This window comes from Microbacterium sp. GQ128 (assembly GCF_059758615.1).
This window is the reverse complement of record NZ_JCAXDY010000004.1, coordinates 292,509-316,706: the sequence shown is the minus strand read 5'-3', so window position 1 is coordinate 316,706 and position 24,198 is coordinate 292,509. Positions and strand designations below refer to the sequence as shown.

Genomic DNA, 24,198 nt, shown 5'->3' with positions numbered 1-24,198 from the left:
GCGCCGGACTTCTGCGGCCGGGTCAGGCGGCCAGCGCGAGCCACGCGCGCGGCGAATGGCCGATGCGCTGGGCGAAGACCCGCGAGAACGCCGAGGCGCTGGCGTAGCCGAGCTCGGCGGCGACGGTGCTGACCGACATCCCGGCGCGGAGCTGCTCCTGTGCGACGGTCAGCCGCCAGTCGGTGAGGTGGTCTCCCGGCGATCGCCCGAGCACGTCCTTGAAGCGTGCGGCGAATGCGCTGCGCGACATGTTCGACCGGCGGGCCAGCGACTCCAGGTTCCAGGGGTCGCCGGGTGCCTCGTGCATGGCGACCAGTGCCGGGGCGAGGCGCTCGTCCGCAAGACCGGGAAGCAGGCCGGGCGGGAGATCGAGTCGACCGCTGTTGTCGAGCATCCACCGCAGCAGCTGGATCAGGACCACCTCGAACATGCGGTCGGCGACGAGCGGGCGTCCGCAGCGGACGTTATCGACCTCGGAGAACAGCAGATCGAGCGCCGGCGAGAGGGCGGCGACCTCGTCGAGGGGCAGGACGATCGTCGAGGGGAGCGTGCGCACGAGCGGATGAGTGGCACCGCCGTCGAAGTCCAGAGTCGCGCAGGCGAAGTCCGATTCGTCGGTCGGCGCGTTGAGGAACGTGTGATCGAGCGGGCGGGGGAAGAACAGCAGGCTGGGTCGTGTGATGAGCTCGCGCTCGGTGCTGCCGTCGGGGCGGCGGTGCGTCACCTCCATCTCGCCGCGACGCAGCACGTGCAGGTAGCCATGGCCGCTGCTCGCGGGGAAGACCGTCGTGCCGCACAGGGGGCCGGAGTGGAACAGGCGCGTGCGCACGCGGAACCGCTCGAGCAGCGCAGTGAGGCGGTCGACGGAGGGCATACCTCCAGTATCTGGACGATTCGTCATGAATGCAAGACGTTCTGGTGCGCATCGTCCGACGGTTCCCGGAAGACTCGAGGTGGGGCCGATCGGCCTCACTCGGCTAACGAAGGAGCATCACATGCCCAACGTCTCACTCATCGAACGCGAAGCGGCCACCGGTCCCGTCAAGGAGCAGCTCGACCAGATCCATGGTGCCTTCGGCACCGTGCCGGCGATGTTCCGCGCCGTCGCCAACTCCCCGGCTGCCCTGACGAGCATGTGGAGCGCATTCGGTGCGTACGGGGGCGGCACCCTCGGTGCGGCGCTCGGCGAGCAGATCGCCGTGGCGGTCGCCGACCGCAATTCGTGCGACTACTGCCTCGCCGCGCACACCGCGCTCGGCAAGAAGGCCGGCCTGACGCGCGAGACGCTCGCCGCAGCACAGCTCGGCGAGTCCGCCGATCCGCGCACCGCGGCGCTGCTCGCGTTCGCGCTGAAGCTCGTCGACGCCCGCGGTCAGGTGTCTTCGGCCGATGTCGACGCGGTCCGCGCGCAGGGGTGGAACGACGAGCAGATCGTCGAGACCATCGGTCAGGTGGCGCTGAACCTGTTCACGAACTACGTGAACATCGCCCTCGACGTCCCGGTGGACTTCCCGAGCGTGGCACTGCGCCGCGCGAGCTGAACCGCCGCAGAGAAAGGGCCGGGTCCGTGAGGTCCCGGCCCTTCGTCGTGCCGGCCTAGCCCGCGTCGGTGGAGCGTGCCCGGCCTTCGACGTCGTCCAGCCAGGCGCCGATCGCGGTGCGAGCAGCGGCCTCGAGCCGCGGACCGTGGATCCTGGCCTGCTCGCGTATCGTGCGCGGGTCGATGCCGTGGTGATGCAGTTCGTGCGAGTGTCCGATGAGCCAGTTCCCGATCGTGCGATGGTCGGCCTCGAGGTGGAACTGCAGTGCGAGCACGGCGTCGGTGCAGAACGCCTGGTTCGGGAAGTCCGGAGTGCGAGCCAGATGGCGGGCGCCGTCGGGAATGGTGAAGGCATCGCCGTGCCAGTGCAGGACGGGAAGTCCGTCGAGGGGGCGGAGGGGGGAGTCGAGCCCTTCCGTGGTGAGCTCGAGTGGGGCATAGCCGATCTCCACCGCACCCGTGGGACGCACCTCGGCGCCCATCTCCTCGGCGATCAGCTGTGCACCCAGGCAGATGCCCAGCAGCGCCCGGCCCTGGCGCAGCCGGTGGGCGATCGCCTCCTTCGACGCGTGCAGGAACGGATAGGTCGCGGTGTCGTACACCCCGATCGGGCCACCCAGCACGATGAGCAGGTCGGCATCGTCGACGCGCTCGATGTCGATCGCCTGCGTGCCGAGGTCGACGTACTCCACGTGATAGCCGCGCTCGATCAGCAGCGGTTCGAGCATGCCCAGATCTTCGAAGTGCACGTGCCGGAATGCGAGGGCGAGGCGTGGCGGCGATGCGGGGTCCGTCATGGTGTCAAAGTCCTTCCGACGTGCGCGACGAGCTCGGTGAGACGGTGCGAGTATCCCCACTCGTCGTCGTACCAGGCGGAGATCTTCACCTGGGGGCCGATCACGCGGATCAGCGTGGTGTCCAGTATCGACGAGTGCGGGTCGATGACCGAGTCGGAGACGGCGATCTCGTCGTCGGCGCAACGCAGGATTCCCTTGAGCCTCCCCTCCGAGACCTTCTGATAGGCCCCCCTCACCTCGTCGGCGGTCACGGTGCGGGTCGCCGTGACGGTGAGATGTGTGATCGATCCGTTGAGGGCGGGTGCACGCAGCGCGGTCCCCTCGAGTCGACCATCGAGGTGCGGGAGGACCCGGGTCACGGCCTCGGCGGCCCCGATGCTGCTCGCGGTGATCCTCGCGTCTCGGGTGCCCGCAGGGAGCAGGTCGGCGTGCGGGACGTCCTGGAGTCGGTCGTCCACGGAGCCGGAGTGGATCGTCGTCATCAGCGCGGTGTCGATCTCGAAAGCCTCATCGAACACCTGCACCACCGGCGCCAGGCAGAGGGTGGTGCATGAACCGCTGGAGATGACGTGGTGCCGGTCGGGATCGTAGGACTCGTCGTTCACGCCGAGCACGAGCGTCCCGTCATCGCCGGCGGCGGGCGACGTCATGATCACCTTCCGAGCTCCGGCCGCGAGATGTTCCCTCGCGGCGTCGGCGCGGACGGCCTGACCGGTCGCCTCGATCACGATGTCGACGCCGATTTCGCCCCACGGCAGGGATCGGCGGTCGTGTTCGGAGTACGCGCGGATCGCGTGGCCGTTTACGAACAGATGCTTGTCGTCATGCCGCGCCCCGCTCGTCGACCGTCCGAGTCCCCGGTCGCTCTCGAGGAGGTCGGCGATGGCGCGAGTGCCGCGCGGGTCGTTCAGCGCGACCAGCTCCAGCTCGGATCTGCGGGCCATCAGGAGGCGGAGCTGGTTGCGCCCGATCCGCCCGAGTCCGTTGATGGCGATCTTCGTGGGCATGGAACTCCTATCGGGGTGATGGTGATCCGAAGCGACCTGTGCGGACGGTCGGTCGAACACGGCTCAGGCGAGTGCCGTCAAGGCGCGATCGATCACGTCCAGCGCGATGTCGAGCTGCTCATCGGTGGTGGTGAGGGTCGGCAGGAAGCGGATCACGTTCGCATCGCTGCCCGCGGTCAGGAGAAGGACGCCCTCCTGCGCCGCGACCGCCGCGATGGCGGAGGCCGCGCCGGCTGCCGGGCGGGACGTGTCGGGCTCGGTCAGCTCGAACGCGTACATCGCGCCCATCCCGCGCACATCGCCGATCACCGAATGACGCGTGGCGAGGTCGTTCAGCTGCTGTTCGAGCCGGTCGCCGATGCGCAGGGCCTCGGCGAAGAACTCTCCGCTCTCGAGCTCATCGAAGACAGCCAGGGCTGCGGCGATGGACACCGGGTTGCCGCCGAACGTGCCGCCGAGGGTGCCGGGGTCGGCGACATCCATGATCTCGGCGCGTCCCGTGACGCCGGCGAGCGGGAGGCCGGCCGCGATGCCCTTGGCGGTGAGCACCAGGTCGGGTACGACCCCGAAGCGCTCGCTCGCGAACCAGGTCCCCGTGCGGCCGAGGCCGGTCTGGATCTCGTCCGCGATGAACACGACGCCGTTGCGGGTGCACCACTCCTGCAGTGCGGGCAGGTAGCCGTCGGCAGGGACGACGAAACCGCCCTCGCCCTGGATGGGTTCCGCGATCAGCGCGGCGAGGTCGGTGACGCCGATGCGCTGCTCGAGGTGGCTGATCGTGCGCTGCGCCGCCTGTGCGCCCGTGAGGCCGTCGCGGTACGGGTACGAGTTCGGCACGCGGTGGATGTCGGGGGCGAAGGGGCCGAACCCGGTGCCGTACGCCGCCTTGTGGTTCATGGCGAGCGCGAGGTTCGTGCGCCCGTGGAAGGCGTGATCGAGCGCCGCGACGGCGCGTCGACCGGTGCTTCTCCGCGCGATCTTGACCGCGTTCTCCACGGCTTCCGCCCCGGAGTTTGCGAAGAAGGAGCGCTTCTCATGGTCGCCCGGCGTCTTCTCGGCGAGGCGCTCCGCGAGCCGCACGTATCCCTCGTAGGGGGTCACGGTGAACAGGGTGTGCGTGACCTGCTCGAGCTGCGCCGCCGCAGCGGTGATCGCGGCGCGGTTGCCGTGGCCGATCGTGGTCACGCCGATGCCGCTGCCCAGGTCGAGGAAGCGGTTGCCGTCGACGTCGGTCACCCACGGGCCGTCTGCGTGGTCGATGTAGATCGGGAGCACGCTGCCCACGCCGCGGGCCACGAATCTCTGGCGACGCTCGTGGATCGCTCGGCTCCGCGGCCCCGGCACCTCGGTGCGCAGGGCGGGAGCGGATGAGCGGCCGGGAAGCACGTCGAGCGGGGACATGGTGGCTCCTTCGTCTGGGGGCGTGCGGGATGGTCGAGCCCCGAAAAATAATGGCCTAAGACTATGTTAGTCTTTGGCCTATGTCAAAAACAGAACGGTCGAACGGGGCCGATGCTCGATACCCCACGGCGTTCACCGTCGACGACTTCCACCACAACATCGCGGGGGTCCGGATGCGCATCGACGAGGCGGCTCGCCGCGTCGGGCGTCTGCCGGAGGAGATCACGCTGCTTCCCGTGAGCAAGACCGTCCCCACCGAGCGCGTCAGGGTCGCCATCGAGTCGGGCATGCGACTGCTCGGAGAGAACAAGGTGCAGGAGGCGGTGCGCAAGCACGGCGAGACGACCGACCTCGACGTGTCCTGGTCGATCATCGGGCATCTGCAGACCAACAAGGCCAGAGATGTCGCCGCTTTCGCCACGGAGTTCCAGGCCCTCGACCGGCTGCGGGTCGCCGAAGCGCTCGATCGTCGTCTGCAGGCGGCCGGACGCAGTCTCGACGTCTTCGTGCAGGTGAACACCTCAGCCGAGGACTCCAAGTTCGGGATGCCGCCGGAGGAGTTGCCGCCTTTCCTCGAGGCGCTGCCCTCGTACCAGAGCCTTCGCGTGCGCGGGTTGATGACGCTCGCCATCCTGACGCCCGACGACCAGCGGGTGCGGGAGTGCTTCTCGCTCCTTCGCACGCTGCGAGACCAGGCCAGAGAAGACGCCCCCGACCTCATCGGCGCCGGCGAGCTGTCGATGGGCATGTCCGGCGACTACGAGATCGCCGTCGAGGAGGGGGCGACCTGCGTGCGCGTCGGGCAGGCGATCTTCGGCGCCCGCGCGCTGCCCGACAGCTACTACTGGCCCGAGGGCTGAGCGCGCGTGCGGCGGATCCTGTGGGCATACATCGAACTCAGCAAGCCGCGGATCCTGGAGCTGCTGCTCGTCACCACGATCCCGGTCATGGTCTTCGCCGCAGATGGGCTGCCCGACCTCGGGCTGATCGGCGCCGTGCTGGTCGGAGGTGCGCTGAGCGCAGGTTCGGCCGGCGCTTTCAACATGTACCTGGAACGCGAGAGCGACGCGCAGATGGAACGCACGGCGCAGCGCCCGCTGGTCACCGGGGTCATCTCTCCGCGGGGAGGGCTGGCTTTCGCCTGGGCGCTGGCTGCGGCGTCCGTGGTCTGGATGCTCGCCGCAGTCGGACCGCTGCCCACCGCGCTGTCCGCGGCCGGCCTGATCCTCTACGTGGTCTTCTACACGCTCCTGCTGAAGCGTCGGACGGAGCAGAACGTGGTCTGGGGTGGCATCGCCGGGTGCATGCCCGTGCTCGTCGGCTGGAGCGCGGTACGGGGGAGCGTCGAGTGGCCTGCTGTCGTGCTGTTCCTCGTGGTGTTCTTCTGGACCCCCGCGCACTACTGGCCGCTGTCGATCAGATATCGCGACGACTACCGGCGGGCCGGAGTTCCGATGCTCGGGGCCACGCGCGATCCCGGCTACGTCGCCGTCCGGGTGACCGGGTTCGCGTGGGCGACCGTCGCGTGCTCGCTCATGCTCCCGTTCGTCGCCGAGGTGGCCGGGCTGTATTGGGCTGCGGCGTCGATCGCCGGTGCGGGGTTCCTCTTCTCCGCGCACCGTATGCGGGCCCGCGACCGGCAGGGTGCGGAGCTGCGGCCGATGCTGGTCTTCCGGGCATCGATCGTCTATCTCGCGGTGCTCTTCGTCGCGGTCGGTGTCGATCCGCTCCTCACCCGCTGAGGCCGCGTCAGTCGTCGGTCCGGAAGCCTGCCGCCTTGTGGGTGCCGTCGCAGAACGGCTTCACCGCCGACAGCCCGCAACGGCACAGGGCCATGGTGCGGCGATGCGGCTCGATCGTCTCCCCGTCGGCCGTGTGCAGCTCGACGGCACCGCGCACGAGCAGCGGTCCGTCCGGATACGGCGTGATCGACGCGGGCTCGCTGCGGGCGCTCATGACGCCACCCGCGGTCGGAGGGAAGAGGTGCCGGCCGACCAGGACTCCAGGATGTGCTCGCCGCTCCAGCCGTCCACGGTCAGGCAGGCCACCGCGCCGAACAGGATGTCCGGCAGCATCTCGGGACGATACTCGGCGAGACTCCCGGCGAGGTCGCGTGCGGCGATCTGCTCGTGCACCGCATCCGCCTCGACGTGCTCTTCGAAGTAGGCCGCCACATCCGGATCGAAGCCCAGCCGGTGCAGGCCGTCCGCATACAGGCGGCAGGGGATCGACGAGGTCATCTCGTAGGCGGCCAGGTGGCCGACGATCGCGCCGACGAGACGGCGATTGAGCCCGAACAGCGACATCATGTTGTGAGACGCGAGGGTGATCGCCGGGATATCGTCGACGTACGCGCCGTAGGTCGCGTCGAGTCCGGCGGCCCGCATCGCGCGCGCGAAGAGCTCTGCATGCACGCGCTGCGGACGACCTCCGCCGTACTCGTCCGACTGGATCTCGACGAGCGCGGCCTTGGCACGTCCCTCCAACCGGGGGATGGCCCACGAGTGCGGATCCGCCTCACGCAGCGTGTAGACCGAGCGCAGGATCAGCGTCTCCTCCGCCTGCTCCCTGGTGGCCTTCTTCGCCATGTGCCGCGCGACGCTCGGACCCGTGTCGGCGGCGGCCAGTGCGAACAGAGCACGCCCGACGGCATCGACGGTCGGCTCGGGGGACTCCGGCATCGGCACCCTCGCGCGCAGCGTGCTCTCGAACGCCTCCTCGAGCACGCGCCGGGTGGCGAGGAGGGCGGGATCCCACTCCAGGTCGGCGTCGAGCTGCGGGAGAGACCCGTAGGCCGAGGCGTAGAGGACGAAGAGCGCGAGCTGGATGTCGTCATCGCGCACGATGTCGGCGCTCGCGGCGACGGCGGCGCTCGCGAGGGCCGTGTGGTCGACGGCAGCGTCGTCGCCCGTCAGGCGCGACATGACGGCGCGGCTCAGCGCCCCGCGGTCGGTGAAGGGGAGGGTTGTGGCCGGGGCGGTTGCCGGGGCGGATGCAGTCATGAACGGGGCTCCCATCGGTGCGATGCTTCGCATCCTGCCGCGTGCGACCCGGCAGCTCCAGGGACTTGACGCGGACGTGCATGCGAGGCATACGCGCCGCGGGGTGGCGCGGCCCCGTCGCCCGACGCCAGTCAGCGGCAGGTCTCGAAGACGTGGTCGTCGTCGGACGGGGTGACCAGGTCGCGGTCGCGGAGCACCATCGACGCCGGGGAGTCGTCGTCCGCACACATCTCGGCGAACGGGCGGGGAAGCTCGTCGGCGTACTCGATGTCGATGACGTGCTCGCCGTAGACGGCCGCGTAGGCGCCGCACTCGACGTAGACCGCGCACTCCTCGGTCACGGCGAAGTCGAAGCCGGCCTGGTCGTGCAGCACAGCCGCATCTTCGGCGGCGTTCTTCTGTCCGGCCGCGAGTCCGGCCGCATGGGCGGCGTCGACGAATGCGGCGGCCAGAGCCAGGTTGTCGTCGAGCGAGAGGGCCCCGTCCGACCGCGAGTACGAGTCGAGGTTGTCGAACTCGACCGCATCGAAGCCGTCGTCCGCGCACCCCTCGATCCAGGGGATCACGGCGGCGGCGATCCGTTCGCGGCGTTCGGGTGTGGAGGTGTCGAGCAGTGCCTCGTCGGGCCAGTCCGGGTCGAAGACCACCTCGCCCTCGCGCTGGAGCAGGAGGTCGCGGGGCCAGGAGTCGAGTTCGGTGGGCTGCGTCTGGAAGCCATTGACGTAGCAGATCGAATACACGCCCTCGGCCGGTTCCGCGCTCCGATCCCTGCCGACGATCCCGACCTGGGGCGCCGGTTCGTAGGCGCCGCCGAGCTGATAGTCGGGGGTCGCGCCGGCCGGCGGAAGGTCGTAGGACGCGGCGGGTGCGGGCGATTCGCCGGCCCCGGATGCGTCGGAGGGTACCGCGCATCCGCCGAGCCCCGATGCCAGGATCGCGACGGCGAGCAGTGTCCCGGCCCGGCGCGTGCGCGCGGTCACGCTCACTGCGGGGCGCCGGAGGTGGCGACGTCTGCCGGTGCCGGTTCGGCCGGGTTGCGGCGGATGCCGATCCACGACACCACTCCGCCCACGACGAGCAGCGCGGCGGTGACCCAGGCCGCGCTGTGGAACCCGTCGAGGTCGAGCGTGCCGCCGACGATGGTCGAGAGCATCGCGACGACGAGGAGACCGGCGACGCGGGAGACGGCGTTGTTCACCGCCGAGGCGATGCCGGAGTGGTTCTCGTCGATCGCCCCGAGGATCGCGGCGGTCAGCGGCGCCACGGTGAGCGAGAGGCCGAGGCCCATCACGATCATCGCCGGCAGCACCTGCCACCAGTAGTCGAAGTCGGCCGCGACGAGCAGCAGCATGAGCGCCCCGGCCGCCATGATCAGCGGGCCGACCGTCATGAAGATCCGCGGCCCCCACCGGCCGGCCCACTGCCCGGCGCGCGAGGAGAGGAGGATCATCAGGATGGTCATCGGCAGGCTCGCGAGCCCGGCGGCCGTGGCGCTGAGACCCGCGCCCTGCTGCAGGTACACGCCGACCACGAACCCGTTGAGCGACAGGGCGGCGTACACGAAGAGGGTGGCGAGGTTGCCCCAGCCGAAGTCGCGCACCCGGAACAGCCACAGCGGCATGAGCGGCGAGGTCGAGTGCTGCTGGCGCCACAGGAACAGGGCGAACAGGGCAGCGCCGACGACCGCGGGGATCCAGATGGCCGGCGACTGCCACCCCATGTTGGGCTGCTCGATCAGGGCGAACACCACGGCGCCGAGGCCGACCGCGCACAGGGCGCCGCTCCACCAGTCGACTTTGATGCCGCGCGGGTGCTCCGGCAGCTTCAGACGGGCGAGGAGCAGCAGGGTGATGCCGATGGGGATCACGTTGATGAGGAAGACGAAGCGCCAGGAGAGGTAGTCGACGAACAGGCCGCCGAGCAGCGGGCCCACCAGTTGCGCCGCGGTGGTGAACGCGGTCCACACGCCGATCGCCCTGGACTGCACGTCGGCGCGCATGGTCGCGGTGATGAGTGCGAGCGAACTCGGCACCAGTAGCGCGCCGGCCGCACCCTGCGCGGCACGGGCGATGATCAGCATCAGCGGGTCGAAGGCTGCGGCCACGGCGATCGATGCCACGCCGAACGCGATCAGGCCGATGCGCATCACGAGCACGCGCCCATAGGCGTCGGAGACCGAGCCGGCGAGCAGGATGAGCGCGCTCAGCGTGATCAGGTATGCGTCGACCACCCACTGCTGAGTGGTGATGCCGCCGCCGAGTTCACGGCTGATCGCGGGCAGGGCGACGTTCACGACGGTGCCGTCGAGGAACGTCACGAACGATGCGAGCACGGCGATCGAGATGACGAGCCGCTGGAGAGGGGCGAAGGAGGCCACAGGCCGACATTACTCCCGGCGAGGGACAGTGGGGCGACGGCGGTCAGGATGCCGGTGTCGGTGCGGGCTCCTGTCGTTCTTCCTGGGCGTCGAGTCGCGGTGCAGGCGGTGCAGGCGGTGCAGGAATGGGTGCGGGTGCTCCGGCGCGGAGGAGACGTGCGAGCCCGGCCGTCCCGTCCTGCGCGACGCTGTGGCGCTGCCGAGTGGCGCCGGAACCGCCGGTGCGCAGTCGCGCGAGCCCATCACGCACCCACTCCTCATCGCCTAGTTCGCGAAGCGCCGGGGCGATCACGGCCTGCATCCGCTCGGCGACGGCCCAGGCGTCGTCGACCTCACCGGTGGTCGGGTCGATCACGCGGGCATCCATACCGCGTCGCGCGGCGGTCCACAGCGAGGCGTCGATCACATCCGCGCCGATCGCGGCCGGCGGCTGGTCGTCCGCCCGCACGATCGCGCGACTGAGCAGCGCGGCGAGCACCGATTCCTCCGGAGTCAGCTGCGCATCGAAGACCCGCACCTCGACCGTGGGGTAGCGGTCCGAGATCCGCACCGCCCAGGCGAGCGACGCGGCATCGGCGATGGCATGGAGGTCGATGAGCCGCTGCACCCCCGCGCGGTAGTCGGTGAGATCGCGGAAGTGCGGCGGGCTCCACGATGCGGGCAGCCGACGGATCTGGATGCTGCGCCAGCTGGCGAAACCCGTGTCACGGCCCTCCACGAACGGGCTGTTCCCGGTGAGGGCGAGCAGCACCGGCAGCCAGCCGCGCACCCGGTCGAGCGCGCGCACGCGCTCCTCCTCATCCAGGACCTCGACGTGCACGTGGAGCCCGTTGACCTCATGATCGCGGCTCAGATGGCCGAGCTGCTCGGCGACCACGTCGTAGTGCGGGGAGGGGGAGATCGTCGAAGAGCGCGTCGTCGCGAAGGGCGTCCCGGACGAGGCCGCGATCGCGTGCTGCTCCTGGGCGTGCCACCCGACCAGCTCCCGCAGGTGACGCAGCTGCGCCTCGGCATCCGCTCCGGTCGACACGGGCTCGGTGAGGCATTCGATCTGCGAAGTCAGATACTCCGTCGTGACCTCGCCGCCCGTGCGGAGCCGGGTGATGCGCTCGCGCGTGCCGGCGGCCAGAGCCACGGGCGCCAGCGAGTGCTCATCGAGGAAGAGGAACTCCTCCTCGACGCCGAAGCGGGTCATCCCCGGCCTCAGTGATTCCTGAGGGCGGAGATCAGCTCGGACTTCCGCTTGCCGCTGTAGCCGGTCAGGCCCAGCTCCTTCGCCCGCTTGCGCAGCTCCGGGACGGTCCAGTCGTCGTAGTCTCCGTGCTCTCCGCCCCGGCGCCCGACGGCGCTGCGCCCTTCCTTGGCGGCGGCATTCGAGATCCGTGCGGCCTTCTCCTTCGAAGCCCCGTCGTCCCTGAGCTCTTCGTACAGCTCGGGGTCCTTCAGCGAATTGTTCCGTCGTCCTGGCATGTGCTCTTTCCTTTCGCGCACTCGGAGGGTGGAAGTCAACCCCCTCTGGGAGATGGCTCGTGGAGGCTAGCGTGGGGTCACCGCAGTCGGGCGTTCGCGCCCCGAAAGAAGGGAAAGACCGATGAACATCCTCCTGATCATCGTCATCGTCGTCGCAGTGATCCTCGCGATCACCGGAGGACTGGTGCAGTCGCTCCAGTTCCTCCTGTGGGTCGGACTCGTCCTCCTCGCGATCGCTGTGATCGCCTGGTTGATCCGAGCGATCAGCGGCAGCCGCAAGGTCTGACCGAGGTCTGATCCCGAAGAGGTGGGGCCCGCCCGATGGCGGGCCCCACCTCTTTTCAGTTTCCGGGGACTCTCGTCCTACTTCTTGTCGAACGCGTCGCGCACGCTGTCGCCGGTCTTCTGAGCCGCGTCCTTGACGTTCTCGCCGGCCTGCTTGGTCGACGCCTTCACCTGGTCCGCCTGACCCTCGGTCTCGAGTCGCTCGTTGTCGGTGAGCTTGCCGACGCCTTCCTTGACCTTTCCGGCGGCCTTCTCGGCGGCGTTCTTGATGTCATCTGCAGCACTCATGCTTGCTCCTCTCATGGGGCGGGTTCGATTGATCCCGACACTTCCACGCGGGCGCGGAACGGGCCACGGGATTGACAATCAGCGCGGGTCATGTCAGCGTTCCGCCCCATCGACGCGGGCCCGGCGAGGGGCTAGCCTGGCGCCAGGCGGGTGGTCCTGCCCGCGGACCTCGAAGGAAGCGGTGAGCGATGGACTCGATGATGATGGGCGCCATGTCGAAGAACATGGAGTCGATGCCCGACATGGGGATGATGGACATGTCCGTCATGCAGGCGTGCATGGATGCGTGCGCCGCATGCGAGCAGGCCTGCACGGTGTGCTCGACGCAGATGATGGACTGTTCGCCGGCGTGCATGAACTGCGCGGACATGTGCAACACCATGATGCGCTCGATGATGCGGATGCAGGGCATGACGCCGGCCGCGATGATGGCCATGCTCAACGCGTGCATCGCGATGTGCCAGGTCTGCATGGACCAGTGCATGCGGCACGCCGACGACAGCGACGTGTGCCGCATGTGCGCTCAGGCATGCCAGGCGTGCATGGATGCCTGCATGGCCATGAAGGACATGATGATGGCGAGCGCCTGAGCGGCGGTCGCTCTTCACGGCCCGGCGGTGACGGGTCGGGTCAGACGGTGACGGGTCGGGTCAGACGGTGGCGACGTTGAACTGCGTGCGCCCGACGGCGAGCACGCCGTAGCGGACGTGCAGTGCGACCGGCGTTCCCGGGGCCGCTTCGAGCGCGGCACCCGAGGCGCTCCACAGTGCGTGGACCTCACCGTCCAGAGTGCGCACGACGAGGTCGCCGCTCACGGCATCCGTCGCCACGATCAGGGCGTCCACCCACCCCGCGGGCGTCGCCGAAGCGATGCGCGCCTGGATCAGATGCAGCGCGTGGCCGGGTGCGAACGAGGAGCACCGGTCGCCGTGGGTGCACATGCACGCCGCACGCTCACGCACCGGGAGGGGCGAAAGGCGGTTCAGCGGCGTGGACACGGTGGTCTCCTTCGGGATCGACGTTCCGGAAAGACTAAGACGGCTTCGGTGTCGGAGCCAGGCCGTCCGACACGCAGTGAAACAAACGGGTGTAGGCTCTCGGGGTGCTGTCGTCGATGAGCGCCCTTCGGGCGCAGAGCGGAGCTGCAGGCGCCTTCCGCGCCGCAGGCAGAGGCTGAGGACCAGCCGGAGGCGGAACCCCCGTCCCCGGTGCTGCGTCATACCCCGGCATCCGTCCGGGACCCTCACCCGATCGACTCGCCCGCCGCGGCGACCATCCGAAAGCACTTCTCTCATGCGTCCCATCGACGAGCGCGGCATCCGCGCCTCCTTCCTCAACGCCTCCCGCAAGGAGGTCTCCGACCTGACCCTCCCGCCCGGCTTCGCCGAGATCGACTTCGATCGCCTCGACTTCCTCGGCTGGGTGGACCCGAAGATGCCGCGCCGCGCCTACGTCATCACCTGGATCGACGACGCCCCGGTCGGTGTCTTCCTGCAGCGAGCCGAGCAGCGCGTGATCGCCCGGGCGCAGTGCTCCTGGTGCGAAGACGTCACGCTCCGCAACGACGTGCAGCTGTTCGTGGCGCGCAAGGCCGGCGCTGCCGGGCGCAAGGGAGACTCGGTCGGCGTTCTGACGTGCGCCGAGTTCGGCTGCAACCGCAACGTGCGCATCCTCCCGCCGCTCGCCTATCAGGGCTTCGATCGCGAGTTCGCGCGCGACCTGCGCATCCTGCGTCTGCAGGAGCACGTCGCGGGCTTCGTCGCCGAGGTCGCCGGCTGATCCCGACTTCGGTTGCTGCGGTCGCAGTTTCTGCCGCTCGCGAGGCGCGTGGGCGACAGAAACTGCGACCGGAACGGCGGGGGTGGATGACCGAGCTAGGCCATCCGGGCGCGCACGTGCGCCCAGGCGGGTGCTGACAGCTGCGCCGACCGGCGGGCGAACTCGTCGAAGCTGCGGCGTCCCGGCCAGTCGGCCGGCAGCATCGACGGGGGAAGCCCCGGATCGGTGTACGGCAGCACCCGCCAGCGGTCGATGAGGTGCACGTATGCGGCGAACGGCTCGGCGGGCAGGGTGCGGAGCGAGGCCTGAAAGGTGAGGTGCTCGGTACGCAGGGCCTCGAGGTCCCACCACTGCGCGGAGGCCTCGACGAGCGTGCCGGCCGTCGCGGGGGCGGATGCCTGGAACAGGGTCGCCCAGCGGCGCGCGTCGAGCTCCTCGAGGATCTGCTCCACCTCGTCCTGGAGATGCCCGGGGCAGATCCACAGCGCCGGTGACACGACGCCCGCGCCGATCCACTGCAGGCGGCGACGCAGCTGATGACGGATGCTCCGTGCGCTCTCGGGGATAGAGAACGAGACCAGGCACCAGGGATCGGCATCCGTCATCTCGCGCATCTCGAAGATGCGACGGTCACCGCGCTCGAGCATCCCGATCGCCGCGGGGTTGAGCCGGTAGCCGATACCGTCATCGCGCTCCGCGAGCAGGAGCCCCTTCTGCTTCAGACGCGTGATGCCGGTGCGGGCGGGGCCTGCCGCGATCCCGAGGTCGCCGGCCAGCGACACCAGGTCCGCCGTCGAGATCCAGCCGCCGAGCGGGCGCAGGAACACTCCGATGAGCGTCCGCAGCAACGAGGCGGTGCTGCCCGGGCGCGCATCGATGTCGTCGAGCACGGGCGCGGCGGCGAAATCAGAAGTCACCGGACTCCAGGGCGTCACGCACGGCCAGCACGCCGGTGATCGTCTCGACGTGCGAGGTGCTCAGCGGGGAGAGCCCGAGCCGGATGCCGTCCGGGAAGCGGAAGTCGGGGATGATGCCGTCGGCCCACAGTCGCCGTGTGACTTCGCGGAAGTCCGGGTGGCCGATCGTCACATGGCCGCCCCGGAGATCGGCGTCGCGCGGGCTCAGCAGCCGCACACCGAGGGGCGCGAGCACCTGGTCGTACGCACGCACCGCGAGGTCGGTCAGCGACTGCGATTTCGCCCGGACTCCGGCGATCGTGGACTGCTCGATGAGGTCGAGCATCCCCTGCATCGCGAGCATCGAGGTCACCGGCGGGGTGCCGCTCAGCAGCTGACGGATGTCGCCCGACGGCACGTACGCAGGACCCATCGCGAAGATGTCGGCCGCGCTCCACCAGCCCTGGATCGGCTGACGCAGCACGCCCTGCAGTCCGTGGCGCAGGTAGGCGAACGCGGGGGAGCCCGGCCCGCCGTTGAGGTACTTGTAGGTGCAGCCCACCGCCATGTCGACGCCCCACTCGTCGAGCTGCATCGGCACGACGCCGGCCGAGTGGCAGAGGTCCCACATCATGAGCGCTCCGGCTTCGTGCACAGCCGCCGTGATGCCGGGCATGTCCGCCAGGGCGCCGGAGCGGTAATCGACGTGGCTCAGCGAGACCAGGGCCGTGCGCTCGGAGACGACGGCCTCGACGTCGGCGACGGTCACGCCGTGCACCGGATCCGGTTCCAGCCAGCGCAGGGTCATGCCGGTCTCGGCGGCGACACCCTCGGCGAGGAACCTGTCGGTGGGGAAGTTGCCGGCCTCGATCACGAGCTCGGTGCGGGCTGGGGCAGCGGCCGCGGCGGCGCGCATGAGCTTGTAGATCAACACGCTCGTCGAGTCGGCCACCACGGTCTGGCCGGCGGCGGCACCGAGCGCCACCCGGCCGATGCGGTCTCCGAGCTCCATCGGCAGCGCCATCCACTGCTCGTCCCAGGAACGGATCAGCCGGGTGCCCCAGTCCTCCCGCACGAACGCGGCGAGCTTCTCCGGGATGTCGCGCAGCGGACGGCCGAGCGAGTTGCCGTCGAGGTAGGCCGTGACGCCCGGTGCCTCGGCGAATGCGTCGAGGTGGGCGCGCAGCGGGTCGGCGGCGTCGAGGGCACGGGCGGTGTCGAGCAGGTCGGTGTCGCGGGGGTCGGTCATGGTCACACCTTCAGGTCGGCGGGGGTGAGGGGGTGGGCGGCGAGCGGGTCGGCGGCCGTGGGGGAGCTGCCGGGGAGCAGCAGGAGATTCGAGTCGGGGTCGAGCGGGTCGACCGGGGAGAGCGCCCGCAGGACAGCGGCATCGTCGAGCCCGGCCTCGCGGAGGGCGGCGATCTCGCGCGGGTTCAGGTCGACCGGCAGCGGGCCGTTGCCCAGGTCGGTGCCGTAGAGCACGGTGCCGCCCGCCGCGTGGAAACGGCGGACGTTGTCGATCGCGACCTCGCGCTCGGGGCCGTCGTGGATCGCGAGGGTCGAGATCCAGGAGGCGCTCGCCGCCTGCCGGGCGATCTCGTCATCGTCGAGGCGTTCGGTGAAGGGCGCGTGTGCGAGGCGGGCGGCGCCGAGACGGACGACCCGCTCGGCTTCGCCCGCGCCCTCGGCGTGCGCGACGACGAGGAGCCCGTGGTCGGCGGCCAGCTCGACGATGGTGCGCAGGAGCTCGTCCGTGAAGACGGGCCCAGCGACGCTGTTGCTGGTGACCTTGATGCACGAGGCTCCGGCCTCGGCCATCTCGGTCACGGCTGCGGCCGCAGCATCCGCATCGGAGATCTCGCGCACCGAGCCGTCCGGTGCCCAGGCGCGGTCGGACGGGTAACCGAGCGGCGCAGTCAGGAAGGCCCCGGCGAACTCGATGCGGACCGGGTGCTCGGAGCCGTGAACGGCGAGCCGCCGGACCACCTCGGGATTTCCGCCGAGGTCGACCACGCGCCCGAGGCGGGAACCCGACAGCTGGGCGTGATCCACGAGCTGCAGGTGCACGTGGTGGTCGGTGAATCCGCCGACGACGACGCCGCCGACGCGGGGGAGCCTGGTGGCCGGAACCTCATCCCGCAATCGCACGCGCCCCTCGACGAGCTCGACGACGCCCTCGCGCCAGCCGATCCCGTCGAAGAACGTGACGGCCTTCATCAGCTGCCGATCTCCGTGCGCACCGTGTAGAGCTCGGGGAAGAACGTGAGGTCCAGGGCGCGCTGCAGGAAGCCGACGCCGCTGGAGCCGCCGGTGCCGACCTTCATGCCGATCGTGCGCGCGACGGTCTTGAGGTGTCGGAAGCGCCAGAACTGGAAGTTGTCCTCGAGGTCGACCAGGTCTTCGCACGCCTCGTACAGATCCCAGTACCGGCTCGGGTCCTGGTAGATCTCGCGGATCGCGGGCACGAGTTCGGGCGTCTCGCGGTAGGGCTCGCGCACATCGCGGTCGAGGATCGCAGCCGGCACCGGCAGCCCACGACGCGCGGCGAAGCGCAGGAACTCGTCGTACAGCGTGGGCTTCTCCCACTCGGCGGTGAGCAGCGCGAGGTTGGCGGGGTGGTCGGCGAAGACCTTCAGCATCTTCTCGTTCTTGTTGCCGAGGGCGAACTCCACCGCGCGGTACTGCACGGACTGGAAGCCGGACGAGTTGCCGAGTGCGCCGCGGAACTGCGCGTATTCGGTGGGGGTGAGGGTGGCGAGCACCGACCACTGCTGCGTCATCACGTCCTGGATGCGCTTGACCCGGGCGATGCGCTTGAGTGCCTCGCGCAGGTCGTCGCGGGCCAGCAGCTCGCGTGCGGAGGAGAGTTCGTGGAGGAGCTGCTTGAGCCACAGCTCGGTGGTCTGATGCTGGATGATGAACAGCATCTCGTCGTGGTGCTGCGGTTCGCTCACCGGATGCTGCGCAGTGAGCAGCTGGTCCAGCGCCAGGTATGACCCGTAGGTCATCCGTCCGGACAGGTCGGTGACGATCCCGGACTCGAGGGCGCGTTCGTTCTCGGTGTGCATGCGCCGAACATATCACTTCTGCGGCGAGCGTCACAGAAGTGAAATGTCTGGGTCGGTGTGCGCCGAGCGACGGCCCATCCGTCGGGAGGAATCACGGATGCAGGAAGGATCCGCGGCGATTCTCCCGACATCCGTCCGTTCTCCCGACATCCGTCCGGCCGGAGCGGATCAGGAAAGGTCGCGTCAGCGCGTGGTGTTCGCGTCCAGGAAGTCGATCGTCTTCTGCAGGGCGGTCCGTGCATCCGGCAGGTCGAGGTGGAACTGATACTCGTGCGGGAGCTGCGGCTCGTGCGGTGCGGGCCAGAACTGGGTCGTCACGTCGACGCCGAGCTCGTCCAGGCGCTGGGCCATCGGGATCGACTGCAGCCAGGTGAGTCCGTCGCCGTTGCCGCCGGAGATGTAGGTCGTGGGGAAGTCCTCGGTGACCCAGTCGATCGTCGACATCGTGGCACCGGTCGAGTCCTCGGCCCAGGTTTTCGTGCCCGAGTACGCCCACATGGCCGACTTCAACCCCCAGCCGGCGAGCCCGTCGAGCTGCGCCAGCGCCGCGAGGTCGTACACGCCGCAGTTGAGGATGGTCGCGGCCAGCTGGTCGGCCCCGAGAGACGGGGTGATGCCCATGATCTCGGCGTACTCCGGGCTGGTGATGAGGGTCGCCATCTGGCTGGCCAGCTGTCCTCCCGCGGAGTCGCCCGCGAGGACGATCTGCTTCGCATCGACGCCCAGCTCTTCGGCGTGCTCGTCGATGTAGGCGAGGGCGGCGTCGAGCTGGTGCACGGCGAGCGGGTACACGCCCTCCGGACCGATCGTGTAATTGACCGCGATGGTCGTGTAGCCCTCGGCGGCGAGGATGCGCATGTACGGGTCGACATTCTCCTTCGAGCCCGAGATCCAGGCGCCGCCGTGGATCCAGACGACGGTCGGCAGGGGGCCGTCGGCGGATGCCGGGCGGAAGACGTCCATCGTGGTGTCGGCGCCGTCGTCACCGTACGCGACATCCTCCTGCACGGAGAGCTTCGTGTCGGGGACGTGCTTGTCCATCTCGGCTGCGGTCTCGTTCCCGCCCTTCGTGAACACGGAACGGATGACCATCGCGGAAGGCCAGGGCGTGATCGTCCCGACGATCGCGACCACGGCGACCGCGGCCACGACGATGCCGAGCGTCACCTTCGTCCGGTGCCACGGCTTGCGCACCTTCGTCGGGCGTGCGGGTTCTTCGGTGTGTGCGTCGATGCTCATGGACCCCTCCACCGATCAGTGTGCCAGCACTCCGGTGCCCCCGCCGCCGTTCGAATCGCGCATTCACGCGATTCGAACGCCCGAGGGGGATCAGCTGGTGAGTCCGGCGAGGAGCCGCTGCAGCCCGTAGTCGAAGGCGCGGTCGACGTCGCCCCCGAGGCGGAAGGCCCCCGAGAGCTCCATCTGAAGGAAACCCGTCGCCCACGCGGTGAAGAGGCGGGCGGCATCGAGTGCATCGTCTTCGCCGACCAGTGCGGACGCGGCGCGGATGACCGGCGCGGCCGAGCGCTCGAGCGCATCCTGCGGCGCGGCGACGGTGAACATGATCCGGAAACCCTCCGGATGCGCGTGTGCGAACGCGCGATACGCCCGCGCGAGGGCGGTGAGGTCGTCGCCTGAGGGATCGAGTCGAGCCGTGAGCGCCTCGATGGATGCGGTCGCCACCGCGGCGAGCAGGGCGTCTCGGTCGCGGATCCGCTTGTACAGCGACGGCGCGCGCACGCCCACCCGCGTCGCGACTGCCTGCATCGTCAGCCCCGCAGGGCCGGCGGTCTCGAGGATCTCCCGCCCGGCCTCGACGATCTCCGCCGTGGATGTGCGTTCGGGTGTCGGCATCGCATCCTCCTTCATGGCTATTGACAATAGCCATGATAGCTACGTATCGTAGCCATCGCAATCATCCCGAGAGGATCCGCCATGAAGCTCGCACCCCACCTCCGCCGCATCGGCAACGACATCGTCGCCGCGTACCTCGTCGACCTGCCCGAGGGCATCACCCTCATCGATGCAGGTCTCCCCGGGCACTGGCACGATCTCCAGCGCGAGCTCGACGAGATCGGTCGTCCCCTCTCCGACATCCGCGGCCTCGTCCTCACCCACGGTGACAGCGACCACATCGGTTTCGCCGAGCGACTGCGGCGGGAAGGGGCTGTCCCGGTGTTCATCCACGCGGCCGACAGCCACCGCGTGCGCACGGGCGAGAAGCCGAAGACGCCGATGGGGCCGGCCAAGCTCGGCCCGACGCTGGGCTTCTTCGCCTACGGCATCCGCAAGAGCGCGCTGCGCACGCACCACGTATCCGTGGTGACCGAGGTGGCAGACGGCGATGTGCTCGACCTGCCGGGTGCTCCCGTCGTGATCGGCATGCCGGGGCACTCGCCAGGCAGCATCGCGGTGCACGTGCCCGCCGTTGACGCGGTCTTCGTCGGTGACGCTCTGACCACCCGGCACGTGCTGACCGGGCGCACCGGTGCGCAGCCCGCGCCATTCACGGACGAGCCCGATGAGGCACGCGCCTCACTCGACCGCCTGGCCGCCGTGTCGGCGTCGTGGGTGCTTCCGGGTCACGGGGCTCCCTGGCAGGGCTCCCCGTCCGACATCGCGGCCGCCGTGCGGGCCGCGGGCTGACGGACCGGGCCCCGGACGATCACCCGAGCCACTGACGGACCGAGCGCCGGACGGTTCGCCGAGCCCCGGACGATTCGCCGAACGATCGAAGTCAATTCGTCGGCGGATCGTCATCCGCTCGGCGTTTCGTCAGGCGAGGATGGCGGCCGTGTCGCTGATCGTGATCTGCGGCGGATAGAGCCCCATGACCTGCAGGGCGGCCGCGTGGTTCTCGGCGGTCGAACCGGCGCACGCATCCGCCGCGATCGTGACGTGCGCGCCGGCATCGGCCGCGGCCAAGGCCGTCGAGAGGACGCAGCAGTCGGTCGAGACGCCGGCCAGCACGACGTGAGCTCCGCGTCCGACGACCGCTTCCATCTCACGACCCCACTTGCCGAACGTCGGCAGGTCGATGGTCGGATGCGGCGACAACCCCACCGCGTCAGGGACGAGGTCGAACAGCGGATCGCCGGGCGGCTGATCGGCGAACGGCCAGGTGGCGAAGTAGTCGCCCCACGAGGTCGACCGGTCGGCGGTCGGCATCCACCGGGTCACCAGCGCCCTGTCGCCGAACGCATCGGCCAGCGCGCGGATGCGCGGCATCGCCCCGGCGAAGAACGGCGAGCCCCAGGCGGAGTCGGGGGCAGCGAAGATCGCCTGCGGGTCGATCACCACGAGCCAGGCGTCATCGAGCGCCCGAGCGGTCACACGCCCTCCTGTCGGCGGATCTTCCCGGCCCGCGCGAAGTACGTCACGAGGAACGACAGCACCAGCGCGAAGAACACTCCGAGATTGGCGTACGCCCAGGCGCCGTCGGGGCCGCCGACGAGGAACAGCAGGTAGCCCTGCCAGTTGTTCCACGGCGCATCTTCGGCGAAGCCGTTGAGGACCAGGCCCCAGCCGATCACGCTCGTGACGACCATGGTGCCGATCGAGGTCCAGTCCCAGGCCCCGTAGCGGCCACGGCTGTCGAACAGCGCCTCTTCGTCGTAGTCCTTCTTCCGGCGGAGGATGTCAGCGATCAGGATGCCGGCCCACGAGGCCAGCGGCACGCCGAGCGTGATGAGGAAGCTCTGGAACGGGCCGAGGAAGTCCGTCGCGAAGAACACCACGTAGATCGTTCCGATCGTGAGGATCACCCCGTCGATCGCCGCGGCGGACGGGCGCGGGATGCGGATGCCGAGGCTGAGCAGCGTGAGGCCCGAGGAGTAGATGCCCAGCACCGCGCCCGAGACGAGGGCGAGCACAGCCGTGAGCAGGAACGGCACGAGCACCCACAGCGGCAGGATCGAGGCGAGCGCACCGATCGGGTCGGCGCCGATGGCCGCCATGAGGTCGTCGTCCGAGCCGCCGAGCAGCAGACCGAACACCACGAGGATCACCGGTGCCACCGATCCGCCGATCGTGTTCCAGGCGACGATCGCCCCGTCGGATGCCGTGCGCTTCTGGTAGCGCGACCAGTCGGCGGCGATGTTGATCCAGCCGAGTCCGAACCCGGTCATCACCATGACGAGCGCACCGATCACCTGGCCGATGCCGCCGTCGGGGCGGGCCAGCACCGCGGCGAGGTCGATGCTCGGCGCCGCGAGGATGATGTAGAGCACGGTGACCACGCCGGTGACCCAGGTGAGCACCGACTGCAGCTTCATGATCGTGTGATAGCCGAGCACGGATGCGGTGACGATCAGGGCTGCGACGATCACGGTCGCGATGATCTTGAGCGCGATGCTGTCGCCGTCGCCGCCGAGCTGCGTGATCACGGTGGCGGTGGCGAGCACGGCCATGATCGCGAGGAACGTCTCCCACCCGATCGACGTCAGCCACGAGACGATGCCCGGCACCTTCTGACCGTGCACGCCGAAGGCCGCTCGCGAGAGGACCATGGTCGGCGCCGACCCGCGCTTGCCGGCGATGGCGATGAGCCCGCACAGCAGGAAGGACACGACGATGCCGATCACCGAGACGATCGTCGCCTGCCAGAACGAGATGCCGAAGCCCAGCACGAACGAGCCGTACGACATGCCGAACACCGAGACGTTCGCCGCGAACCAGGGCCAGAAGAGGTCGCGCGGCTTCGCGGTCCGCTCGGACTCGGGGATGATCTCGATGCCCGCACGCTCGATCAGGGCCGGCTTGATGTCCGTCATGCTGACATCCTGGCACTGCCGGGACGGCACCGGGCGGACTTCGCGGCGCGGATTCCTCGCGGATCGCCCCCCGGAGTCAGCCGGCGAAGAACGCCTGCGCGGTGCGGGTCAGGTCATGCAGGTCGGAGACCCCGGCGAGCTCGCGCGCGGAGTGCATCGAGAGGATCGGGATGCCGACGTCGACGGTGCGGATGCCGAGCCGCGTCGCGGTGATCGGGCCGATCGTCGATCCGCACGGGACGCTGTTGTTCGACACGAAATCCTGCGTCGCAACGCCCGCGCGCTCGCACCAGGACCGCCAGGATGCGGTGCCGACGGCATCGGTCGCGTACCGCTGGTTGGCGTTGAGCTTCAGGATCGATCCGGAGCCGAGCACCGGCTGCACCACGGGGTCGTGCTTGGCGGCGTAGTTCGGGTGCACCGAGTGTCCGACGTCGCTCGACAGGCACCACGACGAGGCGTAGGCCCGGCGGCGCGCGGATCCATCGGCGCCGAGCCCCGCGTACACGCGCTCGAGCACGTCTTCGAGGAAGGGGCCTGCTGCACCGGAGCGCGATTCCGAGCCGAGCTCCTCGTGGTCGAAGGCGGCGAGCACGGCGATCGGCCCTCCCGCTGCCGGGTCGTGCGCTTCGAGGGCCACCAGGCCGGCGTGCACCGAGGCGAGATCGTCGAGGCGCCCGGAGGCGAAGAACGCATCGTCCTTGCCGAACACCGCCCCGCGTGCGGAGTCGGCGACGACCACGTCGTAGCCGCGGATGTCGGACGCCGAAACGTCGGCGGACGAGGCGAGCTCGGCCAGGATGTCGGCTTCCGTCGGGTCACCCAGTCCCCACACCGGCTGCGTCTCGGTCTGCTTGTCGAGGGCGAGTCCGTTGTTCACGCCGCGGTCGAGGTGGATCGCCAGCTGCGGCAGGCGCAGCAGGGGACCGGTGTCCGCCAGCACGACACGACCGTCGGCCAGCGCCAGTCGCCCGGCGAGGCGCAGCTCGCGGTCGAGCCACGAGTTCAGCAGCGGTCCGCCGTACACCTCGACGGCGGCCTGCAGCCAGCCCCGCGAACCCGTCGTCGGCTGCGGCTTGAGCTTGAAGCCGGGGGAGTCGGTGTGCGCGCCGAAGATCTGCACGGGGGTCGTCGCGGTGGCATCCGCCGGCACGGACCAGGCGATCGCGGCGCCGTCGCGCACGATGACGTACCGGCCGCCCGCCTCGGTCGGCCAGGCATCCTCTTCGCGCAGCCGTGTGAATCCGGCGGCTTCCAGTCGTCGAGCGACCTCCGCCGCCGCGTGGTAGCTCGAGGGTGAGGCGGCGATGAAGTCGGCGAGGTCCTCGGCGTGGGCGAGGGCGACCGGGGTGACGGGCATGGCGGGCCTTCCTGGAGACGGGCGGTCCTTCGAGCGTAGTCGGGGGCCGTGCGCCGTTCCGCTCTCGGCCGGGGGAGCTCTTCGTTTGCCGGGCGTTCACAATCGCGCGTTAGCCTCGTCCCGATAGCGCCTAGGGTTCCGGGGTTGACACCCGTC

The 24,198-nt window shown here is 69.8% G+C and carries 28 protein-coding genes; 7 read left to right on the top strand and 21 right to left on the bottom strand.

Annotated elements, in window-relative coordinates; all coding sequences use genetic code 11:
• Positions 1-22: 22 nt before the first annotated feature.
• Positions 23-874, bottom strand: coding sequence for an AraC family transcriptional regulator (locus AC6CHX_RS15050; RefSeq protein ID WP_498273460.1), 852 nt, complete (start codon positions 872-874; stop codon positions 23-25).
• Between the two features lie 121 nt (positions 875-995).
• Between AC6CHX_RS15050 and AC6CHX_RS15045 the strand changes: the two genes are divergently transcribed.
• Complete coding sequence (locus tag AC6CHX_RS15045) at positions 996-1,541, top strand: carboxymuconolactone decarboxylase family protein (protein WP_498273459.1); 546 nt, start codon at positions 996-998, stop codon at positions 1,539-1,541.
• 55 nt (positions 1,542-1,596) lie between these two features.
• Here AC6CHX_RS15045 and AC6CHX_RS15040 read toward each other — a convergent pair whose 3' ends face one another.
• The 3 genes from AC6CHX_RS15040 to AC6CHX_RS15030 form a co-directional block, all read right to left on the bottom strand.
• The gene (locus tag AC6CHX_RS15040) at positions 1,597-2,337 is read right to left on the bottom strand and encodes a glutamine amidotransferase (protein WP_498273458.1); all 741 of its coding nucleotides are present in this window, start codon (positions 2,335-2,337) and stop codon (positions 1,597-1,599) included.
• On the bottom strand, positions 2,334-3,344 hold the full coding sequence (locus AC6CHX_RS15035) for a type I glyceraldehyde-3-phosphate dehydrogenase (RefSeq protein ID WP_498273457.1): 1,011 nt from the start codon (positions 3,342-3,344) through the stop codon (positions 2,334-2,336). Before AC6CHX_RS15035 ends, AC6CHX_RS15040 begins: the two co-directional genes overlap by 4 nt.
• A gap of 63 nt (positions 3,345-3,407) precedes the next feature.
• The gene (locus AC6CHX_RS15030) at positions 3,408-4,745 is read right to left on the bottom strand and encodes an aminotransferase class III-fold pyridoxal phosphate-dependent enzyme (RefSeq protein WP_498273456.1); all 1,338 of its coding nucleotides are present in this window, start codon (positions 4,743-4,745) and stop codon (positions 3,408-3,410) included.
• Positions 4,746-4,825: 80 nt separating this feature from the next.
• Here AC6CHX_RS15030 and AC6CHX_RS15025 point away from each other — a divergent pair, with 80 nt between their 5' ends.
• A complete protein-coding gene (locus AC6CHX_RS15025) occupies positions 4,826-5,605 on the top strand; it encodes a YggS family pyridoxal phosphate-dependent enzyme (protein WP_498273455.1) in 780 nt (259 codons plus the stop codon).
• 6 nt (positions 5,606-5,611) lie between these two features.
• Positions 5,612-6,487: a heme o synthase gene (locus AC6CHX_RS15020; RefSeq protein WP_498273454.1), complete on the top strand. Its 876-nt coding sequence runs from the start codon at positions 5,612-5,614 to the stop codon at positions 6,485-6,487.
• Between the two features lie 7 nt (positions 6,488-6,494).
• On the opposite strand, the gene AC6CHX_RS15015 is transcribed toward AC6CHX_RS15020, so the two are convergent.
• The 6 genes from AC6CHX_RS15015 to AC6CHX_RS14990 form a co-directional block, all read right to left on the bottom strand.
• Positions 6,495-6,701 carry a CDGSH iron-sulfur domain-containing protein gene (locus tag AC6CHX_RS15015; protein WP_498273453.1) on the bottom strand — a complete coding sequence of 69 codons (207 nt, stop codon included), beginning with the start codon at positions 6,699-6,701 and terminating at the stop codon, positions 6,495-6,497.
• The gene (locus tag AC6CHX_RS15010) at positions 6,698-7,747 is read right to left on the bottom strand and encodes an iron-containing redox enzyme family protein (protein ID WP_498273452.1); all 1,050 of its coding nucleotides are present in this window, start codon (positions 7,745-7,747) and stop codon (positions 6,698-6,700) included. Before AC6CHX_RS15010 ends, AC6CHX_RS15015 begins: the two co-directional genes overlap by 4 nt.
• Before the next feature lie 131 nt (positions 7,748-7,878).
• Positions 7,879-8,727 carry an endo alpha-1,4 polygalactosaminidase gene (locus AC6CHX_RS15005; protein ID WP_498273451.1) on the bottom strand — a complete coding sequence of 283 codons (849 nt, stop codon included), beginning with the start codon at positions 8,725-8,727 and terminating at the stop codon, positions 7,879-7,881.
• 2 nt (positions 8,728-8,729) lie between these two features.
• Positions 8,730-10,124 carry an MFS transporter gene (locus AC6CHX_RS15000; RefSeq protein WP_498273450.1) on the bottom strand — a complete coding sequence of 465 codons (1,395 nt, stop codon included), beginning with the start codon at positions 10,122-10,124 and terminating at the stop codon, positions 8,730-8,732.
• A gap of 43 nt (positions 10,125-10,167) precedes the next feature.
• Positions 10,168-11,319, bottom strand: a complete 1,152-nt coding sequence (locus tag AC6CHX_RS14995) for a carboxylate-amine ligase (protein WP_498273449.1) — start codon at positions 11,317-11,319, stop codon at positions 10,168-10,170.
• 8 nt (positions 11,320-11,327) lie between these two features.
• A complete protein-coding gene (locus AC6CHX_RS14990; RefSeq protein ID WP_105528701.1) occupies positions 11,328-11,594 on the bottom strand; it encodes a DUF7218 family protein in 267 nt (88 codons plus the stop codon).
• 121 nt (positions 11,595-11,715) lie between these two features.
• Between AC6CHX_RS14990 and AC6CHX_RS14985 the strand changes: the two genes are divergently transcribed.
• Positions 11,716-11,880, top strand: a complete 165-nt coding sequence (locus AC6CHX_RS14985; RefSeq protein WP_017201713.1) for a hypothetical protein — start codon at positions 11,716-11,718, stop codon at positions 11,878-11,880.
• A 77-nt stretch (positions 11,881-11,957) separates the two neighbouring features.
• On the opposite strand, the gene AC6CHX_RS14980 is transcribed toward AC6CHX_RS14985, so the two are convergent.
• Positions 11,958-12,167, bottom strand: coding sequence for a CsbD family protein (locus tag AC6CHX_RS14980; RefSeq protein WP_136043151.1), 210 nt, complete (start codon positions 12,165-12,167; stop codon positions 11,958-11,960).
• A 188-nt stretch (positions 12,168-12,355) separates the two neighbouring features.
• On the opposite strand from AC6CHX_RS14980, the gene AC6CHX_RS14975 reads away from it, so the two are divergent.
• Positions 12,356-12,757 carry a four-helix bundle copper-binding protein gene (locus AC6CHX_RS14975; RefSeq protein ID WP_498273448.1) on the top strand — a complete coding sequence of 134 codons (402 nt, stop codon included), beginning with the start codon at positions 12,356-12,358 and terminating at the stop codon, positions 12,755-12,757.
• A 60-nt stretch (positions 12,758-12,817) separates the two neighbouring features.
• On the opposite strand, the gene AC6CHX_RS14970 is transcribed toward AC6CHX_RS14975, so the two are convergent.
• Positions 12,818-13,165: a hypothetical protein gene (locus AC6CHX_RS14970; protein ID WP_498273447.1), complete on the bottom strand. Its 348-nt coding sequence runs from the start codon at positions 13,163-13,165 to the stop codon at positions 12,818-12,820.
• Positions 13,166-13,460: 295 nt separating this feature from the next.
• Between AC6CHX_RS14970 and AC6CHX_RS14965 the strand changes: the two genes are divergently transcribed.
• Positions 13,461-13,946 carry an FBP domain-containing protein gene (locus AC6CHX_RS14965; RefSeq protein ID WP_498273446.1) on the top strand — a complete coding sequence of 162 codons (486 nt, stop codon included), beginning with the start codon at positions 13,461-13,463 and terminating at the stop codon, positions 13,944-13,946.
• A gap of 95 nt (positions 13,947-14,041) precedes the next feature.
• Here the strand turns inward: AC6CHX_RS14965 and AC6CHX_RS14960 are convergent, their stop codons facing one another.
• The 6 genes from AC6CHX_RS14960 to AC6CHX_RS14935 form a co-directional block, all read right to left on the bottom strand.
• Positions 14,042-14,863: a PaaX family transcriptional regulator gene (locus tag AC6CHX_RS14960; RefSeq protein ID WP_498273445.1), complete on the bottom strand. Its 822-nt coding sequence runs from the start codon at positions 14,861-14,863 to the stop codon at positions 14,042-14,044.
• Positions 14,853-16,091 (bottom strand): kynureninase, encoded by a 1,239-nt coding sequence (locus tag AC6CHX_RS14955; RefSeq protein WP_498273444.1) that lies wholly within the window; start codon positions 16,089-16,091, stop codon positions 14,853-14,855. The genes AC6CHX_RS14960 and AC6CHX_RS14955 overlap by 11 nt, the downstream gene beginning before the upstream one ends.
• A gap of 2 nt (positions 16,092-16,093) precedes the next feature.
• Positions 16,094-17,059 carry an amidohydrolase family protein gene (locus AC6CHX_RS14950; RefSeq protein ID WP_498273443.1) on the bottom strand — a complete coding sequence of 322 codons (966 nt, stop codon included), beginning with the start codon at positions 17,057-17,059 and terminating at the stop codon, positions 16,094-16,096.
• A complete protein-coding gene (locus AC6CHX_RS14945; protein WP_498273442.1) occupies positions 17,059-17,910 on the bottom strand; it encodes a tryptophan 2,3-dioxygenase in 852 nt (283 codons plus the stop codon). Before AC6CHX_RS14945 ends, AC6CHX_RS14950 begins: the two co-directional genes overlap by 1 nt.
• Positions 17,911-18,093: 183 nt before the next feature.
• Entirely contained in the window at positions 18,094-19,149 is a 1,056-nt protein-coding gene (locus AC6CHX_RS14940; RefSeq protein WP_498273441.1) for an alpha/beta hydrolase, read from the bottom strand.
• A gap of 90 nt (positions 19,150-19,239) precedes the next feature.
• A complete protein-coding gene (locus tag AC6CHX_RS14935) occupies positions 19,240-19,764 on the bottom strand; it encodes a TetR/AcrR family transcriptional regulator (protein ID WP_498273440.1) in 525 nt (174 codons plus the stop codon).
• An 81-nt stretch (positions 19,765-19,845) separates the two neighbouring features.
• Here AC6CHX_RS14935 and AC6CHX_RS14930 point away from each other — a divergent pair, with 81 nt between their 5' ends.
• Complete coding sequence (locus tag AC6CHX_RS14930) at positions 19,846-20,556, top strand: MBL fold metallo-hydrolase (RefSeq protein WP_498273439.1); 711 nt, start codon at positions 19,846-19,848, stop codon at positions 20,554-20,556.
• 129 nt (positions 20,557-20,685) lie between these two features.
• On the opposite strand, the gene AC6CHX_RS14925 is transcribed toward AC6CHX_RS14930, so the two are convergent.
• The 3 genes from AC6CHX_RS14925 to AC6CHX_RS14915 all read right to left on the bottom strand — a co-directional run bounded on the left by AC6CHX_RS14925 (position 20,686) and on the right by AC6CHX_RS14915 (position 24,042).
• Positions 20,686-21,243, bottom strand: coding sequence for a cysteine hydrolase family protein (locus AC6CHX_RS14925; protein WP_498273438.1), 558 nt, complete (start codon positions 21,241-21,243; stop codon positions 20,686-20,688).
• On the bottom strand, positions 21,240-22,682 hold the full coding sequence (locus AC6CHX_RS14920; protein WP_498273437.1) for a purine-cytosine permease family protein: 1,443 nt from the start codon (positions 22,680-22,682) through the stop codon (positions 21,240-21,242). The genes AC6CHX_RS14925 and AC6CHX_RS14920 overlap by 4 nt, the downstream gene beginning before the upstream one ends.
• A 76-nt stretch (positions 22,683-22,758) precedes the next feature.
• Positions 22,759-24,042, bottom strand: a complete 1,284-nt coding sequence (locus tag AC6CHX_RS14915; protein WP_498273436.1) for a M18 family aminopeptidase — start codon at positions 24,040-24,042, stop codon at positions 22,759-22,761.
• Between the last annotated feature and the right edge of the window lie 156 nt (positions 24,043-24,198).

Bases quoted from the DNA above. Each gene is read 5' to 3' on its own strand.
- AC6CHX_RS14965 (WP_498273446.1), top strand. From the start codon at position 13,461: ATGCGTCCCATCGACGAGCGCGGCATCCGCGCCTCCTTCCTCAACGCC.
- AC6CHX_RS15015 (WP_498273453.1), bottom strand. From the start codon at position 6,701: ATGAGCGCCCGCAGCGAGCCCGCGTCGATCACGCCGTATCCGGACGGA.
- AC6CHX_RS15040 (WP_498273458.1), bottom strand. From the start codon at position 2,337: ATGACGGACCCCGCATCGCCGCCACGCCTCGCCCTCGCATTCCGGCAC.
- AC6CHX_RS14955 (WP_498273444.1), bottom strand. From the start codon at position 16,091: ATGACCGACCCCCGCGACACCGACCTGCTCGACACCGCCCGTGCCCTC.
- AC6CHX_RS14920 (WP_498273437.1), bottom strand. From the start codon at position 22,682: ATGACGGACATCAAGCCGGCCCTGATCGAGCGTGCGGGCATCGAGATC.
- AC6CHX_RS14995 (WP_498273449.1), bottom strand. From the start codon at position 11,319: ATGACCCGCTTCGGCGTCGAGGAGGAGTTCCTCTTCCTCGATGAGCAC.
- AC6CHX_RS14990 (WP_105528701.1), bottom strand. From the start codon at position 11,594: ATGCCAGGACGACGGAACAATTCGCTGAAGGACCCCGAGCTGTACGAA.
- AC6CHX_RS14930 (WP_498273439.1), top strand. From the start codon at position 19,846: ATGAAGCTCGCACCCCACCTCCGCCGCATCGGCAACGACATCGTCGCC.
- AC6CHX_RS14980 (WP_136043151.1), bottom strand. From the start codon at position 12,167: ATGAGTGCTGCAGATGACATCAAGAACGCCGCCGAGAAGGCCGCCGGA.
- AC6CHX_RS15035 (WP_498273457.1), bottom strand. From the start codon at position 3,344: ATGCCCACGAAGATCGCCATCAACGGACTCGGGCGGATCGGGCGCAAC.
- AC6CHX_RS14940 (WP_498273441.1), bottom strand. From the start codon at position 19,149: ATGAGCATCGACGCACACACCGAAGAACCCGCACGCCCGACGAAGGTG.
- AC6CHX_RS14985 (WP_017201713.1), top strand. From the start codon at position 11,716: ATGAACATCCTCCTGATCATCGTCATCGTCGTCGCAGTGATCCTCGCG.
- AC6CHX_RS14935 (WP_498273440.1), bottom strand. From the start codon at position 19,764: ATGCCGACACCCGAACGCACATCCACGGCGGAGATCGTCGAGGCCGGG.
- AC6CHX_RS14975 (WP_498273448.1), top strand. From the start codon at position 12,356: ATGGACTCGATGATGATGGGCGCCATGTCGAAGAACATGGAGTCGATG.
- AC6CHX_RS14950 (WP_498273443.1), bottom strand. From the start codon at position 17,059: ATGAAGGCCGTCACGTTCTTCGACGGGATCGGCTGGCGCGAGGGCGTC.
- AC6CHX_RS14915 (WP_498273436.1), bottom strand. From the start codon at position 24,042: ATGCCCGTCACCCCGGTCGCCCTCGCCCACGCCGAGGACCTCGCCGAC.
- AC6CHX_RS15030 (WP_498273456.1), bottom strand. From the start codon at position 4,745: ATGTCCCCGCTCGACGTGCTTCCCGGCCGCTCATCCGCTCCCGCCCTG.
- AC6CHX_RS15050 (WP_498273460.1), bottom strand. From the start codon at position 874: ATGCCCTCCGTCGACCGCCTCACTGCGCTGCTCGAGCGGTTCCGCGTG.
- AC6CHX_RS15010 (WP_498273452.1), bottom strand. From the start codon at position 7,747: ATGACTGCATCCGCCCCGGCAACCGCCCCGGCCACAACCCTCCCCTTC.
- AC6CHX_RS15045 (WP_498273459.1), top strand. From the start codon at position 996: ATGCCCAACGTCTCACTCATCGAACGCGAAGCGGCCACCGGTCCCGTC.
- AC6CHX_RS15025 (WP_498273455.1), top strand. From the start codon at position 4,826: ATGTCAAAAACAGAACGGTCGAACGGGGCCGATGCTCGATACCCCACG.
- AC6CHX_RS14945 (WP_498273442.1), bottom strand. From the start codon at position 17,910: ATGCACACCGAGAACGAACGCGCCCTCGAGTCCGGGATCGTCACCGAC.